We start from the raw sequence: 17,084 nt of genomic DNA on the forward strand, positions 1-17,084 counted from the left end.
TGTATCAGTGATCAAGTCTTCGCTGCGACTTGGCGGCAGAAGCTACCGCGATGCGAGCTACGGGTAGGGACTTACAGGAACTCAACTTTGTCGATTTCCACTTCTGGTGTCAGCCCGCCTTCCACTTCGCCGTAAAGGCGCAGGCGGGTCTCTGGCGTGATGGCTTTGTTGAAACGGATGTCATCATCCAGTTCTACTTTTACCTCATCCACACCGTCGCTGAGCATGTAAGTATCAGCGCTGATCTGTTTCACCAGAAATCCCTCGAGTACCACAGCATGGTCTTTCAGCATGCCGCTGTTGTGCATCACGTCTTTGATAGGTGTAACGTCGACAGGCCCGGTGTAGGTCATTTTAGTCGGGGTAGCCAATGCGATTGCTGGTCCCAGTGTCAGTGTGGTCGCGATGGCCAGTATCGCACTTTTGGTCATTCCACGCTTAGTCATTACGCTGGACATCATTTTTTTCAAAAAACGTTTTTTTAAGAACTGTTGGTTTAAGAGCTGCTGGTTTAAGAACCATTTACTAAGCAGTCGTTTGTTTTGGATCAGGCGAATCAGGGCAATGCGTGGTTTCATCATAATCAGGCCTCCGTTTCAGATTTTGCACCCAGCTCCCCCCTTTTCATCTGTTATGGGATGGAATTGGCTGGGTTTTCTGTTTTCTGTTTTCTGTTTGTTGGAGCTATTAAAGCCCAATTGGACTGAACCCAGCGTGAGGCGCCTGTTCATCATTCATTCATAGGGATTTCACTGCATAGCCCGCAGCCTATCACGCAATGTGCAAAAGCCAGTTGTGAAGGCTTAACGCTCAGAAATGAGGGAAAGATGATGAAGAGGTTACACAGAAAAAAGCGAATCGCATGCACGCAGAATTAATGGCTGCAATGGATAAGGCAGCAATGGTTAAGAAAAACAGGCGGAAGGCAGGCAGAGGCATCCTGACCTTAATGTAAACCAAGAAAAAGGCCACCAGGTTTCCCTGATGGCCTTACGAAATCTGAATGTGTTGACGAGGTCGGAAGCTTACGCTTTTGCAGTTTGTACGTCGACTTCGTTGTCAGACTCGAAAATCTGGTTATCCGCTTGACCCATCAGGCGAGCCGTAATGGTACCGGCTGTAATCGAACCGCTGACGTTCACTGCGGTACGGCCCATGTCAATCAGAGGCTCGATAGAAATCAGCAGACCTGCCAGCGCGATAGGCATGTCCAGTGCCGACAGTACGATTAGCGCGGCGAACGTTGCACCACCACCCACACCGGCGATACCGAATGAACTGATCGTGACAATGGCAATCAGCGTTAGCATGAAACCCGGATCCAGAGGATTGATACCAATCGTTGGCGCAATCATCACTGCCAGCATCGCCGGGTACAGACCCGCACAACCGTTCTGGCCCATAGTGGCGCCGAATGAGGCAGAGAAGTTAGAAATCGTTTCACCGTTACCCAGTTTTTTCACCTGCGTTTCGATGTTCATTGGAATCGCACCTGCACTGGAGCGAGAAGTGAACGCAAAAGTCAGTACTGGCAGAATTTTCTTCAGGAAGCGAATTGGGTTTACTCCGACGAAGGCCACCAGTACCAGGTGCATCACCAGAATCAGTCCCAGACCCACGTAAGACGCCACCATAAAGTTCAGCAGGCTTAGAATGTCGTTTACGTTAGAACCGGCCACCACTTTGGTCATCAGAGCCAGAATACCGTAAGGCGTCAGGCTCAGCACCATACGTACCAGAGTTCGTACGACTTCTTGTGCAACCTGCATGAATTTCTCGAACGAGGCACCCAGCTCAGGTTGAGTGCGGATCACGGTCAGACCGGCCACACCAATGAAAGCAGAGAAAATAACAACCGCGATCGTTGACGTCGGACGGCTGCCTGCCAGATCCGCAAACGGGTTGGCCGGGAAGAACGAGATAATCATGTCAGCAAATGACAAACCAGCAACAGATGTCAGGCGAGTTTCCAGTGCTTCACCACGGGCGATTTCACGCGCGCCTTGCACAATGCCTTCTGCCGACAGGCCGAACATGTTGCTGACCAGAATACCGATCAATGCTGAAACCGCAGTCGTTGCCAGCAGGATACCGATAGTCAGACCGGAGATTTTACCCAGCGAGCTGGAGTCTTTCACTTTGATGATCGCACCGATGATCGACACAGTGATCAACGGCATGATGATCATTTTCAGCAGGCTGACATAACCCGAACCGACAATATTCACGTATTCCAGCGTACCGCTGATGACGTCACTGCCGCCGCCGTAAACAAACTGCATCGCAGCACCGAAGACAACACCCAGTCCCAGACTGGTAAATACACGTTTTGACAAGGTGTTTTCTGCCCTTTGCTGCATAAACAGCAAGGCGATCAGCAGGGCAAAGATCGCCAGGTTAATGATTACAAACATATGTGGAATCCTAAACGGTCTGACCTGCCTCAGCGAGCAGGTAAAAGAATAGTAAGCTGGAAGCGATCTTATGATTTGTATCGCAAAACAGGAATTAATTTTTATTACTATCCATATAAAAAAATAGAACTAGTTAAAACTATTTTGAATAAGGGTGAAAAAGTCACCAGTGCTGGCGTGAGTTGGCGAAAAAGCAACATCAACAGCAGAGAAAAAACCGGATAGATAGTAAGGAGTATCGTCATTACAAAAGCCGCCGGTAACCGGCGGCTGGAACTTTGTTGGCCTGAAGCAGTCAGTTGAATGCTGGTGGAGTTGGGAAAGGTTGGTTAACAGGCCCAGTATGCCGCGGCTATCCTGCATTCATAGCGTCGTTATGGCTCTCTTCAGCCGTCTCGTTTTGCTGATTCAGGAGGCTGCGCAGCGTTTGCCACCAGCGACCCAGTTGTTCATGCCAGTAACGCTCGGTCTGTTCGAGATATAAGGCCTGTGGTTTATAACGTTCCCACGGCTGTTCAATCTTGTTGCTGGCAAGGAAATTGGTCGGTGCGGGTATTGGCGTAAGACCTTCCGAATGGAACTCGTTCAATGCCCGTGACATGTGGCTGGCGGAGGTGACCAGCACCAGTTTGTGATCGCCGACCACAGTGGCGGCTTGTGAGGCCTCTTCTTTGGTATCCCGTGCTGTTTCAAGCAGCAGGATATCGTGTTTGTTGACTCCCAGTGCAAGGGCGACCTGAGCCATCATCCTTGCCTGGCTCACATCGGTCCCCCCACTGAAACCTGACAGAATCAGTTTAGAGCCGGGAAACATGCGATGAATACGAATACCTTCAGACAACCGCATCAGAGCTGTACGGGAGAGTTGCGAAGTGATTGGCATGGCATTGTCGATAATATGTCCGCTGCCCAGTACCATCACAAATTCGACCGGTTTGCCGGAAGGCACATAAGGAGGGTACGCTTTTTCCACCGGACGGAGTAAGCTAGTCGACACCGGCTGGAAGGAGAAGAGGAAGATCCCAAGGAAAGCAATACTGACCAGCCCGGTTCCCAGTCCTTTACGGCGGGAAAACCAGAGCAGCAGCAGTCCGGCGAGCCCGATCAGCAGCATGGCTGGTAAAGGCATTAAAAATGCCGACACGATTTTTTTGAGTTCAAACATGGAATGTAGTCCGAAAAATCAGCAGTTGAGCTTGAAAAAGCACCACAAGCCTTTATTCCTCTATCGCTTGTGAGAAAATAAGCCACATTTTTGAAACCGCTATCATAACGTAAAGCCGACGTGATCAAAGATCGAAATTTTGACGATTTAGCCCAAAAATTTGCAAAAAATATTTACGGCACCGGTAAAGGCCAGATTCGGCAAACCGTTGTTTGGGAAGATTTAGAGCAAATTTTGGGCCTGTTAAACAAACAACAGCCCCTGCAGGTACTCGATGCCGGCGGTGGGATTGGTCAGCTCTCGCAGAAAATTGCAGCACTCGGACATCACGTTACGTTATGTGATCTTTCTGGTGAAATGCTCAAATTAGCCGAGCAGGAAATTGCCAAGCAGGGTCTGCTTGAGCAATATCGCCTGGTTCATAGCTCGGTACAGGAGATAGGTCAGCACCTGGATGAACCGGTGGACCTGATTCTGTTCCATGCCGTGATGGAGTGGCTGTCTGATCCGAAGTCGGCCCTGGAAGGGCTGATGAAACAGGTGAAACCGGGCGGCATCATTTCCGTCATGTTTTACAACTACAATGGTCTGTTGTTCAAGAACCTGATTTGCGGCAACCTGACGCACATTGAAGAGGGCATGCCACACCGCAAGCGGTTTAAATTACAGCCGCAGCAAGGGATTAAGCCGGAAGATGTTTACCACTGGCTCAATGCTGCCGGTTTTGAGATTTTAGGCAAAACGGGTGTACGTACTTTCCATGACTACATGCAAACAGTCCGGGTCGGCGATTACACCTTTGAACAGGTTCTGGAGATGGAGCGTAAGCTGTGTCGCCAGGAACCATATTTGTCTCTGGGGCGTTACATCCATGTGTATGCACAAAAACCTGACGTGCAAAACAACGCACACAGCCCTGAGATGAAAGAAAATAACAGCAATAAGGACAACGGATGAGTGAAGTCACCCAGACCGTTCCTGAGTTGGTTAACTGGGTTAAGCAGAATGAATTCGAGCTTAACCTGCCAACTGAACGGCTGGCGTTCCTGTTGGCGATTGCTGTATTAAGCGGCGATCGTATTGACGAAGAATTAGGGGAAGGTGAACTGATTGATGCATTTCGCATTGTCAGCGAACTGTTTCAGCAAACGCCGGAAACTGTCGCCTTTCGCGCCAACAACGCCATAAATGAGTTGGTTCGCCAACGCCTTATTTCCCGCTTTACCAGTGAATTGACTGACGGTGCCAGTATTTACCGTTTAAGTCCGCTGGCATTGGGGATTACCGATTACTACGCCCGTCACCGCGAATACTCGACCCTGAAGTTGTCGATTCAGCTGGCGATGGTTGCCGATGAAATTAATAAAGCAGCCAGTGCCGCCCAGCAGGGCGGTGATGAGAAACACTGGCGCAAGAACGTACACGCAGTGCTCAAGTACTCGGTGGCGGAGATTTTTGACCGCATCGATCTCAACCAGCGGGCGATGGATGAGCAGCAACAGCAGGTGAAGCAGGACATTGCGGAACTGCTGAATCAGGACTGGCGTGCGGCCATTACCAGCTGTGAAACCCTGCTGAACGAAACATCCAGCACCCTGCGTGAACTGCAGGATACCCTGCAGGCAGCCGGTGACCAGTTGCAGACGCAACTGCTGATTATCCAGGAAGAAATTCAGGGCAACCCTGAGCTGGATTTTGTCAGTGCGATGGTATTCAACCTTCAGTCTAAACTGGACCGCATTATTAACTGGGGTCAGCAGGCGATTGACCTGTGGATTGGCTATGACCGCCACGTTCACAAATTTATCCGTACCGCGATCGATATGGATAAGAACCGGGCATTCAGCCAGCGTCTGCGACAGTCGGTACAGGATTACTTCGACGCACCTTGGATGCTGACTTACGCCGATGCCGAGCGTCTGCTCGATATGCGTGACGAAGCGCTGGTACTGCGTGATGACGAAGTGACCGGGATTGTGCCGGAAGAAGTGGAATTTGAAGAGCTGGATCTGGTGCATGACCAGCTGGCAGAACAAATTGCCCTGATGTTGCAGGCCCATAAAGAAACCGGTGCAGCAATTAACTTGAGTGTACTCCTGAAAGATTATTTGGCTCAGCACCCACAGGCGAAGCACTTCGACATGGCGCGTCTGGTCGTCGACCAGGCCGTTCGGATGGGATATTCCGAAGCGGATTTCAACGCCATTCAGCCGGATTGGGAAGCGATCAATAATTACGGAGCCAAGGTACAAGCGAATGTCATTGACAAATATTGAAGAATACATGCCTGAGAAGCTGGCCAAGGCGATTGCCAACCCGCTTTTCCCGGCACTGGATAATGCCCTTCGTTCTGGTCGTCATATCTCCAGCGAAGATTTGGACAACCACGCGATGCTGATCGAGTTCGAACTGGAACTCGCGCTGTTTTACAAGCGTTATAACGCTGAATTGGTGCGTGCACCGGAAGGCTTCTTTTACTTACGCCCGCGTTCTACGTCACTGATCAGCCGCTCTGTACTGGCCGAGCTGGATATGCTGGTGGGTAAGGTCTTGTGTTTCCTGTACCTGAGCCCGGAGCGTCTGGCGCACGAAGGTATTTTTACCAATCAGGAACTGTTTGAAGAACTGATGGCGCTGGCGGATGAGAAAAAGCTGATGAAGCTGGTGACTCACCGTGCCAGTGGTTCTGACGTTGACCGCGAAAAGCTGTACGACAAAGTGAAGACATCGCTACGCCGTCTGCGCCGCCTGGGCATGATTATTCCGATTGGCGAAAGCGGCAAGTTCCGCATCAGCGAAGCCGTGTTCCGCTTCGGGGCGGACGTACGTGCCGGAGATGATATCCGCGAAGCGCAGATGCGTCTGATCCGTGATGGTGAAGCCGTTGTCGTGCATCAACAAGCGCCTAGCCAATCCAGCCTGCTGGACGATGAAGAATTAGAACAAGAACTCGAACACGCCGGTCAGGAGGGTGAAGCCTAATGGAACGCGGTAAGTATCAATCGTTAACCATGGTGAACTGGAACGGCTTCTTTGCCCGTACCTTTGACATCGATAACTTGGTCACCACGCTGTCGGGCGGTAACGGTGCCGGTAAATCAACCACCATGGCGGCCTTCATTACCACCCTGATCCCAGATCAGAGTCTGCTGCACTTTCGAAATACCACGGAAGCGGGCAGCTCCAGCGCCTCTCGCGACAAAGGTCTGCACGGTAAGCTGAAACCGGGTGCCTGTTACGCCGCATTGGATGTCGTGAACTCGAACAACCAGCGCCTCTTGTTTGTAGTCAAACTGCAGCAGGTCGCAGGGCGTGATAAGAAAGTTGACATCAAGCCATTTATCATTCAGGGGCTGCCTTCACACGTGAAACCCACGGAAGTGCTGGTTGAAACCCTGTCTGACAACCAGGCGCGCGTTCGTCAGCTCAGTGAAGTTAAAGACATTGTGACGGCCGATTTTGAAGGCGTGATTTTCAAGTCCTTTAACTCTGTGACCGATTATCATGCACAAATGTTTGAATTTGGCGTACTGCCGAAGAAACTGCGTAACAGCACTGACCGTTCTAAGTTCTACCGCCTGATTGAAGCATCCCTGTACGGGGGGATTTCCAGCGCCATTACCCGCTCGCTGCGTGACTACCTGTTACCGCACAACAGCGGGGTGAAAAAAGCCTTCCAGGACATGGAAGCGGCCCTGCGTGAAAACCGCATGACGCTGGAAGCAATCAAGCTGACTCAAAGCGACCGTGATCTGTTCAAACACCTGATCACGGAAGCGACCAACTACGTGGCCGCCGACTACATGCGTCATGCTAACGATCGCCGCAACAAGCTGGAGCAAGTGCTCAGCCTGCGCGGTGAGTTGATGGGGTCACGTATGACGCTCGACGATCAGCAAAAGTCGCTGATGAACATGACCGCTGAGCTGGATGAACTGACCGAGCGCGAAGGCGCGCTGGAGCAGGATCATCAGGCCGCGTCGGATCACCTGCAACTGGTGCAGACGGCTGTCCGCCAGCAGGAGAAAATCGAGCGCTACCGTGAAGATCTGGAAGAGCTAACTGAGCGTCTCGAAGAGCAGGTGATGGTCGTTGAAGAAGCGGCCGAGCAGCTGGCAATGGCGGAAGAGCAGGCACTGCTGACTGAAGAAGAAGTCGACAGCCTGAAAACTCAGCTGGCCGATTACCAGCAAGCGCTCGACATGCAGCAGACCCGTGCCCTGCAATACCAGCAAGCGGTACAGGCGCTGGAAAAAGCCCGTGAACTGTCAGGGGACTACCAGCTGCTGGCGGATAAAGCCGTGCCGTATCTGGCGCAGCTGAAGCAGGAGCAGGATACTCAGACCACAGCACTGCTGGCACTCAAGCACAAACTGGACATGTCGTCTGCGGCTGCCCAGCAGTTTGAAAAAGGGCTGGCGATTGTGACCACGATCGCCGGCGCTGTTGAACGTGCCGATGCGGGCAGCAAAGCCCGTGAGCTGATTGCCCATGCCCGCCAGCTGGCTGGCATTACGGAGCGCAGTGAGCAGCTGAAAGCCCAGTACCGCGACATGGAACGCGCCATGCGTAACCAGCGTCAGGCACTGGAGCTGGCTGAAACCTATGCCAAACGCTTTGCCGTCACTATCGACGGTGAGCTGGCAATGGCGGAAGAGCAGGCACGCCACGAAGCAACGCTGGAAGCTCTTGAGCAGGATCAGGAAACGCTGGTAGAGCAGCGCAATGAACTGCGACGCCAGGAGCAGCAACTGGCCGTGGACATTAAGGCCCTGGAAGCCAAAGCCCCGGCCTGGATTGCAGCCAACGATGCATTGCTCAAGCTGTCTGATCAGTCTGAGTCTGCACTGCAGGATGGTCAGGCGGTGATGGCAGCAATGCAGCACACGCTGGATCAGGAACGTGCGGTATCGGCCAAGCGTGATGCCCTGGCGACACGTAAGCAGCAGCTGGAGCAGGAAATTGAGCGTCTGGCACAGCCGGGCGGCAGCGATGATTCTCGCCTGCGCGCACTGGCGGATACGCTGGGTGGCTGCCTATTGTCTGAAATTTATGACGATATCACTCTGGCTGATGCTCCGTACTTCAGTGCCATGTACGGTCCTGCTCGTCACGCAATTGTGGTACCGGATCTGAAAGGCATCAAAGAGAAGCTGGTCGGTCTGGATGACTGTCCGGACGATCTGTACATCATCGAAGGGGATGCGGACTCGTTTGATGATAGCGGGTTCGATGTGGACGAACTGGAAGATGCGGTTTGCGTACATCTCAATGATCGTCAGCTGCGTTACTCGCGTTTCCCTAAAGTGCCGCTGTTTGGTCGTGCGGCCCGTGAACAGCGCCTGGAAGGGTTGCGCGAAGAGCGCGATCAGCTGATTGAAGATCACGCCAAAGCGTCGTTCGATTCACAGAAACTGCAGCGTCTGTACCAGAGCTTCAACAGCTTTGTGGCTACGCACATGGCCGTTGCTTTCCACGACGATCCGGAAGCGGCGCTGAAAATCGCTCGCGACAAACGTAACCAAATCAGCCGTGAACTGGCTGATTCCGAGGCGCGTGAACAACAGCAGCGCAGCCAGCTGAATGGGGCCCGTGAAGGTCTGACCCTGCTGGGTAAAATCAGCCCGCTGGTAAACCTGCTGGAAGACGAAACACTTCAGGCCCGTTTTGAGGATGTCGAGCAACAACTGGCGCAGCTGGATGAAGCCCGTCACTATCTGGATCGCCACGGCAAAGCCATTGCTGAGCTGGAACAACTGGTGACAGCGCTGGACGCTGACCCGGAACAGTTTGATGCCCTGAATGCGCAATATGAACAGGCTGATGCCAAGCTACAAGCCCTGAAAACCAAGATTTTCGCCGTGGCCGATCTGGTTGAGCGTCGTCACCACTTTAGTTACGCCGACTCGGTTGATCTGCTCAACAAGAGTTCTGAACTGAATGAACAGCTGAAAGCGAAACTGGCGGCGGCTGAACGTGAGCGTACCCGTTGCCGCGAAAGCCTGAAACAGGCTCGCGCCCAGGCCAACCAGTACAACCAGCTGATGGCATCGCTGAAGAGTTCTCATCAGGCCAAACTGGAGACCATCCAGGAGTTTGAGCGTGAGCTGCAGGAGCTGGGGGTTCGTGCTGATATCGAAGCCGAAGAGCGCGCCCGTCTGCGCCGTGATGAGCTGAATGAACGTCTGCACTCTTCTCGTAGTCGTCGTAGCCAGCTGGAAAAAGCCATCACCTCCATTGAGCTGGAGATGAAATCGCTAGTGAAACGCCTGCGTAAAGTGGGTAAAGACTATCAGGATCTGCGTAAACTGGTCGTGATGGCGAAAGCCGGCTGGTGTGCGGTGCTGCGTCTGGCGCGTGAAAGCGACGTCGAACGCCGTCTGCACCGTCGTGAAATGGCGTACATGTCAGCCGACGACCTGCGTTCGCTGTCCGATAAATCGCTGGGCGCACTGCGCCAGGCGGTGGCCGATAACGAGAACCTGCGCGATGCGCTGCGCGCCTCGGAAGATGCGTCTCGTCCAGAACGCAAAGTCTTGTTCTATATCGCGGTTTACCAGCATCTGCGTGAGCGTATCCGCCATGACATCATTCGCACTGATGATCCGGTTGAAGCGATTGAAGAAATGGAAGTGGAGCTGGCGCGTCTGAGTGAAGAACTGACTGCGCGCGAACAGCGTCTGGCAATTAGCTCGGACTCTGTGGCGAACATCATCCGCAAGACCATTCAGCGTGAGCAGAACCGTATCCGCATGCTGAACCAGGGACTGCAGAACATCAGCTTTGGTCAGGTGAACGGTGTGCGTCTGAACGTGAAGGTTCGCGAAACCCACGAGCAGCTGCTGACCGGACTGGCAGAGCAGCAGGATCAGCATCAGGATCTGTTTGGTAATAACCGTCTGTCGTTCTCGGAAGCGATGGCGAAACTGTTCCAGCGTCTGAACCCGCATATCGATACCGGGCAGCGTTCCGCGCAGGTACTAGGTGAAGAGCTACTGGACTACCGTAACTACCTGGAGCTGAGCATCGAGGTTAACCGTGGCAGCGATGGCTGGCTGCAGGCCGAATCCGGCGCGCTGTCAACCGGTGAGGCGATCGGTACCGGTCAGGCCATTCTGCTGATGGTGGTACAGAGCTGGGAGGAAGAATCCCGTCGTCTGCGCGGCAAAGATATTATTCCGTGCCGTCTGCTGTTCCTCGATGAGGCTGCCCGTCTGGATGCCAAGTCAATCGCCACACTGTTTGAGCTGTGTGAGCGTCTGGATATGCAGTTGCTGATTGCGGCGCCGGAAAATATTAGTCCGGAGAAGGGGACCACTTACAAGCTGGTACGTAAGATCTTCAAAGACCGTGAACACGTACATGTCGTGGGTCTGCGTGGTTTTGGCCAGGAGCCGAAAACCTCTAATATTCAGGAGCTTCTAGAGCTGGATCCGGCGTAACGCCGAGCCTCTGATTTTCCCTTCGATACTAAGCCGGTCAGATGACCGGCTTTTTTCGTCTTGTAAGTAAGAACTTTTTCTCATTACTTAATTATCCCGCGGATAAATTTTTTGCCCTTTCATTAACTCCTAAAATTTTAACTGTCAGATTCGGCCATTTTCCTTTCTGAATGACGGTTGCGTGTTGTGACGGGATTACGTAATTGCATCCGGACAGGACCCAAAACAACATAACCAAACTTTCGGCGGCCAGCAGATTGGTTTGGTAAAGGCCAGTGATTACATTGTCGTAGGGGTGAAGAGATGAAAAAAATAATACTACCATTGCTCGCCATGTTGATCGTGGCCGGGTGCAGTGATTCTGATGGGGCTGCGAACTCTGCCGGGGCAACAACACCGGCAGCAGATGACAACACCAGCAAAACCGAAGTGCCAATTGATGTGGATGTGTCGAAACCACCGAAAGAAGTACCGGATGGGGCCGATGATCTGCAGGCTTGTGTGGCGATTGATGCCGTACGGCTTATGGACCTCGCCGGTACCATCATTGAGTGGACCACCAAGAGTATGGCGGATCCATATGCGATAAATTCCAAACAGTGTATCCCGGCGGACTCCGAGATTCCGGTCGATAACGACGGCTATCCGAAGTTCATCGTTATCGACTTGTATGACATCACCGGTGTTGATCTGGTGAAACTGATTTCCGAGCAGTTGGTTCCGGTGGGTCAATATACGTCGATGGCGCTGTCAGTGTTGCAGGGCAGTTACGGTGATTTCCTCAACACACCTTATTCATATGTCGGTAATCCGGTCGATAAGATGAAAATGGATATTGTTGAAGATCTCAAGTTTGACGGCCTGAATATCAATATTGATGTACCGAAAACGTTCACCATGTCGTTTGATTTGCGCAGCATGATCCAGATGATTGAGAATGCGTACAAGCTGAAAAATGAAGGTTTCCGCATTGTTGATAATGCGCTGGCCGCGACCATTCACGGGGACGTAGACGATACCTCCTGTGCGAACTCCGTGCTTGGGGCGTATGTGTATCTCTATCCGGCAGGTATGGATCAGCATGGTGATTTAGGTTCAGACTATGCACCGGTACAGACTGCAAAAGTGAATGATGACAACAGCTACAGCATGAAGTACGTACCGGAAGGGGACTACGACATCGTATTGGTGTGTGACGCCCTGCTGGATGCTCCAAACCAGATTGACCTTGATATCGACCTGGATGGTTCCTCTAAATATGAAGACCAGCACATTGTTGCCGGTGATGACCACTACCGTAACCTGTAACACTTGCTGTTTCATAACGGTATAAGCGGCCAAGTCAGCACAGATGACAAAGCCTGTAGCCATGTCGTTAGCCAGCGAAAACAGTGTGTGGTGCGGAGTGAAATAATGATGCGATACCGTGAAAACGGCCAGGGGTGACCCGGCCGTTTTTTTGTGCACTCTTTTTGCGCTTGTCTGTTTGCACCTGTCTTTTGCATACCATGTTCTGTTCTGTTCTGTTCTGTTCTGTTCTGTTGGTGGATTCTTTTCTGATCATCCTACTGCCAGTAACCAGTAACCAGTAACCAGTAACCAGTCACGTATAGCGGTCGTGATAGGTGCTTATGGTTGCGTTTATGGTTGTGCTTTGGTTTTGCTCAACAAAGCTCGGCAGCATAATCGGCTGTATATTCAGGGGATGTTCAACATATATGTGTAGGTTATACGGTGAATAGTCTGATCCATCTCTCATTTCTTATTTTTTATTCCCTTTTCTTTTAAGGGTTAACCGTCTGACGCTATTAATAAACTTCCCAATATGTCGGTTTTTTTGGCGATCGTGTCTACTTTTTATTGGTTGTTTTTTAGTCAGCACTTCATTAAATTCTCTTTCCAGACTTCACTGCTACAGGAAAGAGACCCGGATATGTCAGCTGTTACTAACCTCAAAAAAGTTGTAATTACTGCAATGCTTGGCCTTGCTGCGATGGGCGCGACATTTGCAAATGCGTCTGTGACCACGTCACCTGAGCATCACCTTCTTGCAACACTGGATTATGTTGAACTGGAAGCTGAGCAGGGCGATAAAAATATGCAGCTCTTTTTGGGGCGCGCGTATCTGGAAGGGACAAACGGTCTTCAGGCCGATCCACTGAAAGGCATGTACTGGCTGGAAAAAGCCGCTGTTGATATGCCGGAAGTGAAAACGATGATCGGCGATTTGTTTAAAGCTGGTCAGCTTGTTCCTCGTGATAATCACCAGGCTGTGTACTGGTACACCGCCGCAGCCAAAGCGGGCGATGTACCTGCGATGGTAGAGCTGGGCATTTACTATGCGTCAGGTGTAAATGGATCGGTTGAATGTGGCGAAGCCATCAAATGGTTCAATGAAGCGGCGAATGGCGGTTCACTGGAATCAAAACGTAATCTGGTTTGGTTGTATGCAACATGCGACGACGAGCGTATGCGTGATGGTCAGCGTGCTCTGAAACTGGCGAAGCAGGTACTGAACCGTGCGGATACCGGCGATGCAGCTGACTACGATAACCTGGCGGCGGCTTACGCGGCATGTGGCGAATTCCAGCGTGCTATTGAAGCGCAGAAAATGGCGCTGGGTAAACTGGAAGATGACGAGCAAGACGAAAAGCGTTACGCCAACTTCCAGCAGCGTTTGAAGCTGTACGAAAATAACCAGACTATTTACAGTACTGCGTTATAACACTTTGTGATAACCCGTTGATATACAGTGTTTGATTTAGAAGCACACTGACAGAGTCAGTACCCAAGCCTGAATAATAACGAGTCTAATAAAACGAGCTGAAAAAGCTCATCCCCTGAGGCGCCTGAAAAGGCGCCTTTTTTATTCTCTATGTTCCGGGCTGACGGTAATCGCCTGACCGACTTTGGACGCTTATTCCACAATTGCTTTTTGTTCGTCGTTTAGCGAGAACGGTTTGCCTTTCTCTTTGCAAAAATTGTAAAGACTCCATCGCGAAAAGGTCTCGGTCATTAAGATATCTTTCGGAGCAAGCTGGTGGATGCTTTTTAGTAGAAAATGATCTTAAAAATACTGAGTGGCTGAGACACCAACAGAAAGCCCTCATCCGAGGGCTTTGTTATGTCAGGCTGCAATCGCGTGTGCCGGCGATGGCCTGCGTGGCCGACGTTGGCACCAGAGCGTCCCGCCAATCCCTATCAGCAGAAGCGGCAGGGTCGCCGGAGCCGGAACGGGGTAGCTGCCGGACACAGAAGGAAAACTGTCATCATAGGGCTGCTGAATCAGCGCGCGTTGAATCAGGTTATTGACCACGACTGCCCCTTTCAGGTTACTGGCATTTGTGAGTGTCGCGAGGGGAGCCAGCAGATGACCTCCTAACTGTCTGGTGAGGTTGATGGTTTCGGCTTCGTAAAAGTTCCAGATGATCACATCCAGTATCGCGCTGTTTGTAAAATTGCCAATTGGGTTTGCTGTGAAGGCAGCATCATCAATATGACTACCCGCTACATTAATGATCACGGCATAGGGATTCTGACCCTGAAAATCTATGTCATAAGCCTGGACATACGGATTTTCAAACAGAGTCGAGGCGGATATCGCAAAAACAGATTCACTGCTACCGACTGTATTATTGACATTGAAAAGTGCGTTTCCGCAGCATGATGAAGGTGTGCTCAGCAGAGAATTGCTACTCAGTGACGCCAGATAGGCGGAGTAGGCTGTTAGATCTGTTTGAATTTGTGGGAAATTATAACCGCTGGTGTCAGTTGTCAGGCTGCCGCCACTGCCATTGAAGTTTATGGCGCCATTGTTTACACCTCCCAATACGGCGTTGTGTCCGTTCTCGATTTGAACGGTTGCATTCAGGTCGCCGCCAATGACTAAAGCCGGATGACTGCCTCCAGCCGGGGCGGATCCGGTGCCGTAGTTAGACGCAGTGCCATTCAGGTTTCCCATTACCAGGGTATGGCCTTCAACAGCGCTTTGTGAATCCAGATCGTTGAAAACTATCAGGTTATACTCATTGAGCAGATCAATAGGCCCGGATGCTGCCAACCCAGAATATAGCAGGCTGGATAACAGCAGGGCTGAATAAGAGACTCTCATTGTGTCACCGTCCTTTTTCGTTGTCGGAAAGGAAGCCAGAAAAACTGCAAAAGTCAGGCCAGAGCGTTCGATGCACCTTAATCCCTCCAGCGGTTAACGAAGAGTCCTTGCCTTGAAGCTTTTTAAATTAGAGCGCTTACCTTAGAGCCTCTAACTTAAAGCGCTTAATCAGATCTTCTAACCCAGGGCTTCCGGCTTAAGGCCCATCACTCAGAACGCCTTACCTCGGCCACTTAACATACTGTATCGGCGGTCTTGCAAGAGTTGAGAGTAAGAAGTAAAGCGGAAAGCATGAAGTCAGATGCCTCATGCCTGTTTGGCTCAATGCCTTACCTGACGAAATTAGAGCGGCATTGTTTAAGGTGAATTGAGTAGATCTGACAGGTCGTTGTGGCTGTTATGCCGGAATCGGCAGGGCAAGTTGTCAGGATTTCTTACAGCGGGAGATAGGCTGTTATAGATGTTTAGATAAAATTTCTTCTATTTCATGTGGTTAAATAATTGGCCTGGTTTGTGCTTTTAACTATGCGTAATCTCGTGATTGGTTGGAGACGGAAAATGAAAGTTAAAGTACTAGCAGCAGCACTCGGCTTGTTTTTTGTAAATTCAGCATCGGCTGATATGTTGACGATCACCAGTTGGTTGGACACGGATGCGCCAACAGCAGGCTACACCTACACCGTAGATGATAATACAGCTGGGCGTTTCACATTTCATGTCAGCGTCCCGCAGGCTGATGCGGACATTCTGGGGATCGCGTTTAACATAGACGGTGGTCCTTATAATGCGGGCAATATTGACGTGCAGAATTTTGTCGCGCTGAATCGAGATGGTGGTACGTCAACAGCACCGACCGGACTTTTCTTTAACGATGCAAACTGCGGGAGTGGCTGTAACTTTAATGGTGTACCTGGCGGCATTAATCCATTTGATGTGATTGTCCGGGTGGGTTCGAATGGAGCCGGTAACAGTAACTGGTATTATGATGTGACCTTTGATATTGCTAATCTTGGCCTGACCCTGAGTGATTTTGAATCGGCCGGTATTCGTGGCCAATCGGTGCTGGGTGGCAACAGTGACAAGGCTTATCAGACATTTGGTGATGTCTGCGAGGGGCAATGTAGCCCTCCTCAGGTTCCAGAGCCTTCTTCCGTCGCCTTCCTGGGACTAGGGTTGGCGGGAAGTACTTGGCTGGCGCGTCGCCGCAAGAAGGCACAGTCTAAGTAACAGATCTGGCACTCTGGTTTTACTAATCAGGTAGAGAGTGGATAAACTAGTATTTTCAGTCACACACAATTGCTAGTTATGCCACTCATCTACCGACCTGATTCTTCTTCTGTTCAACGTAAATCAACACCGGACTATTCGGTGGGGGACAATACTTTCATCGCCGTGGGCGGTGAAGAGGGTATCAGACAACTTGTCGACAATTTTTACAGTCACATGGATACCTTGCCGGAAGCCAGAACTATACGGGCAATGCATGCAGAAGACTTAACCGAGTCCAAAGCGAAGCTGGCCGCATTTCTGACGGGCTGGATGGGGGGGCCTGATCGGTACACCGAACAGTATGGCATGATGAACTTACCCGGTGCCCATCGTCACCTTGGTATTGGTATCGCTGAGAAAGAAGCCTGGTTGCTGTGTATGCAAAAAGCACTGGATGATCAGAATTACCATGAGTTGCTCAAACGCCACATCATGGTACAGCTCTCTTTTCCGGCGGAAATGTGCCGAAGCCGCAGTTAACGAAAAGCGGTCAATAAGACCCACCTGCCATTTTCGAGATTAAGGCTGCCATGCGGGTGCATGTGCAGCCTTTTGTTTTTTCAGAGATCAGAGAGTGGTTCCCGGAAAGGGCTTCCGGAGACGTCTGATTGTTTGATTCAGAAAGAGTAAGCGCAAATGTTCCATCAGCTAAATGAACGGTCGGCGTAGTTTCTCTTACTGTA

Annotated in this window: 13 protein-coding genes; 9 read left to right on the top strand and 4 right to left on the bottom strand. The window is 51.2% G+C overall.

Annotated features, from left to right (window positions below):
- Positions 1-71 precede the first annotated feature (71 nt).
- Positions 72-446: a YgiW/YdeI family stress tolerance OB fold protein gene (locus PGW97_RS05480; RefSeq protein WP_273859135.1), complete on the bottom strand. Its 375-nt coding sequence runs from the start codon at positions 444-446 to the stop codon at positions 72-74.
- A 579-nt stretch (positions 447-1,025) separates the two neighbouring features.
- A complete protein-coding gene (locus PGW97_RS05485) occupies positions 1,026-2,414 on the bottom strand; it encodes an L-cystine transporter (RefSeq protein ID WP_047884122.1) in 1,389 nt (462 codons plus the stop codon).
- On the opposite strand from PGW97_RS05485, the gene PGW97_RS05490 reads away from it, so the two are divergent.
- Entirely contained in the window at positions 2,415-2,639 is a 225-nt protein-coding gene (locus PGW97_RS05490) for a hypothetical protein (RefSeq protein ID WP_047884123.1), read from the top strand. It begins immediately after the preceding gene.
- 127 nt (positions 2,640-2,766) lie between these two features.
- Here the strand turns inward: PGW97_RS05490 and elyC are convergent, their stop codons facing one another.
- Positions 2,767-3,579 (bottom strand): envelope biogenesis factor ElyC, encoded by an 813-nt coding sequence (gene elyC / locus PGW97_RS05495; RefSeq protein ID WP_273859137.1) that lies wholly within the window; start codon positions 3,577-3,579, stop codon positions 2,767-2,769.
- Positions 3,580-3,699: 120 nt separating this feature from the next.
- Here elyC and cmoM point away from each other — a divergent pair, with 120 nt between their 5' ends.
- The 6 genes from cmoM to PGW97_RS05525 all read left to right on the top strand — a co-directional run bounded on the left by cmoM (position 3,700) and on the right by PGW97_RS05525 (position 13,746).
- Positions 3,700-4,536, top strand: a complete 837-nt coding sequence (gene cmoM, locus PGW97_RS05500; RefSeq protein ID WP_273859139.1) for a tRNA uridine 5-oxyacetic acid(34) methyltransferase CmoM — start codon at positions 3,700-3,702, stop codon at positions 4,534-4,536.
- Positions 4,533-5,855, top strand: coding sequence for a chromosome partition protein MukF (mukF, locus tag PGW97_RS05505; protein WP_047884126.1), 1,323 nt, complete (start codon positions 4,533-4,535; stop codon positions 5,853-5,855). Before cmoM ends, mukF begins: the two co-directional genes overlap by 4 nt.
- Positions 5,836-6,561, top strand: coding sequence for a chromosome partition protein MukE (gene mukE, locus PGW97_RS05510; protein WP_047884127.1), 726 nt, complete (start codon positions 5,836-5,838; stop codon positions 6,559-6,561). Before mukF ends, mukE begins: the two co-directional genes overlap by 20 nt.
- Positions 6,561-11,021, top strand: a complete 4,461-nt coding sequence (gene mukB, locus PGW97_RS05515) for a chromosome partition protein MukB (RefSeq protein WP_273859142.1) — start codon at positions 6,561-6,563, stop codon at positions 11,019-11,021. The genes mukE and mukB overlap by 1 nt, the downstream gene beginning before the upstream one ends.
- A 303-nt stretch (positions 11,022-11,324) precedes the next feature.
- Positions 11,325-12,329, top strand: coding sequence for a DUF4382 domain-containing protein (locus tag PGW97_RS05520; RefSeq protein ID WP_207103249.1), 1,005 nt, complete (start codon positions 11,325-11,327; stop codon positions 12,327-12,329).
- Between the two features lie 625 nt (positions 12,330-12,954).
- The gene (locus PGW97_RS05525; protein WP_047884130.1) at positions 12,955-13,746 is read left to right on the top strand and encodes a tetratricopeptide repeat protein; all 792 of its coding nucleotides are present in this window, start codon (positions 12,955-12,957) and stop codon (positions 13,744-13,746) included.
- A gap of 402 nt (positions 13,747-14,148) precedes the next feature.
- Here the strand turns inward: PGW97_RS05525 and PGW97_RS05530 are convergent, their stop codons facing one another.
- The gene (locus PGW97_RS05530; RefSeq protein WP_273859145.1) at positions 14,149-15,132 is read right to left on the bottom strand and encodes a collagen-binding domain-containing protein; all 984 of its coding nucleotides are present in this window, start codon (positions 15,130-15,132) and stop codon (positions 14,149-14,151) included.
- Between the two features lie 558 nt (positions 15,133-15,690).
- Between PGW97_RS05530 and PGW97_RS05535 the strand changes: the two genes are divergently transcribed.
- Together PGW97_RS05535 and PGW97_RS05540 are read left to right on the top strand one after the other, a co-directional pair.
- Positions 15,691-16,359 carry a PEP-CTERM sorting domain-containing protein gene (locus PGW97_RS05535; RefSeq protein WP_217392131.1) on the top strand — a complete coding sequence of 223 codons (669 nt, stop codon included), beginning with the start codon at positions 15,691-15,693 and terminating at the stop codon, positions 16,357-16,359.
- Positions 16,360-16,500: 141 nt separating this feature from the next.
- On the top strand, positions 16,501-16,881 hold the full coding sequence (locus tag PGW97_RS05540) for a group II truncated hemoglobin (RefSeq protein WP_273859147.1): 381 nt from the start codon (positions 16,501-16,503) through the stop codon (positions 16,879-16,881).
- The last annotated feature ends 203 nt before the right edge of the window (positions 16,882-17,084 follow it).

Source organism: Photobacterium sp. GSS17, from assembly GCF_028621875.1.
Lineage (GTDB): Bacteria > Pseudomonadota > Gammaproteobacteria > Enterobacterales > Vibrionaceae > Photobacterium > Photobacterium ganghwense.

Bases quoted from the DNA above. Each gene is read 5' to 3' on its own strand.
- PGW97_RS05480 (WP_273859135.1), bottom strand. From the start codon at position 446: ATGACTAAGCGTGGAATGACCAAAAGTGCGATACTGGCCATCGCGACC.
- PGW97_RS05485 (WP_047884122.1), bottom strand. From the start codon at position 2,414: ATGTTTGTAATCATTAACCTGGCGATCTTTGCCCTGCTGATCGCCTTG.
- PGW97_RS05490 (WP_047884123.1), top strand. From the start codon at position 2,415: ATGTGGAATCCTAAACGGTCTGACCTGCCTCAGCGAGCAGGTAAAAGA.
- elyC (WP_273859137.1), bottom strand. From the start codon at position 3,579: ATGTTTGAACTCAAAAAAATCGTGTCGGCATTTTTAATGCCTTTACCA.
- mukF (WP_047884126.1), top strand. From the start codon at position 4,533: ATGAGTGAAGTCACCCAGACCGTTCCTGAGTTGGTTAACTGGGTTAAG.
- mukE (WP_047884127.1), top strand. From the start codon at position 5,836: ATGTCATTGACAAATATTGAAGAATACATGCCTGAGAAGCTGGCCAAG.
- mukB (WP_273859142.1), top strand. From the start codon at position 6,561: ATGGAACGCGGTAAGTATCAATCGTTAACCATGGTGAACTGGAACGGC.
- PGW97_RS05520 (WP_207103249.1), top strand. From the start codon at position 11,325: ATGAAAAAAATAATACTACCATTGCTCGCCATGTTGATCGTGGCCGGG.
- PGW97_RS05525 (WP_047884130.1), top strand. From the start codon at position 12,955: ATGTCAGCTGTTACTAACCTCAAAAAAGTTGTAATTACTGCAATGCTT.
- PGW97_RS05530 (WP_273859145.1), bottom strand. From the start codon at position 15,132: ATGAGAGTCTCTTATTCAGCCCTGCTGTTATCCAGCCTGCTATATTCT.
- PGW97_RS05535 (WP_217392131.1), top strand. From the start codon at position 15,691: ATGAAAGTTAAAGTACTAGCAGCAGCACTCGGCTTGTTTTTTGTAAAT.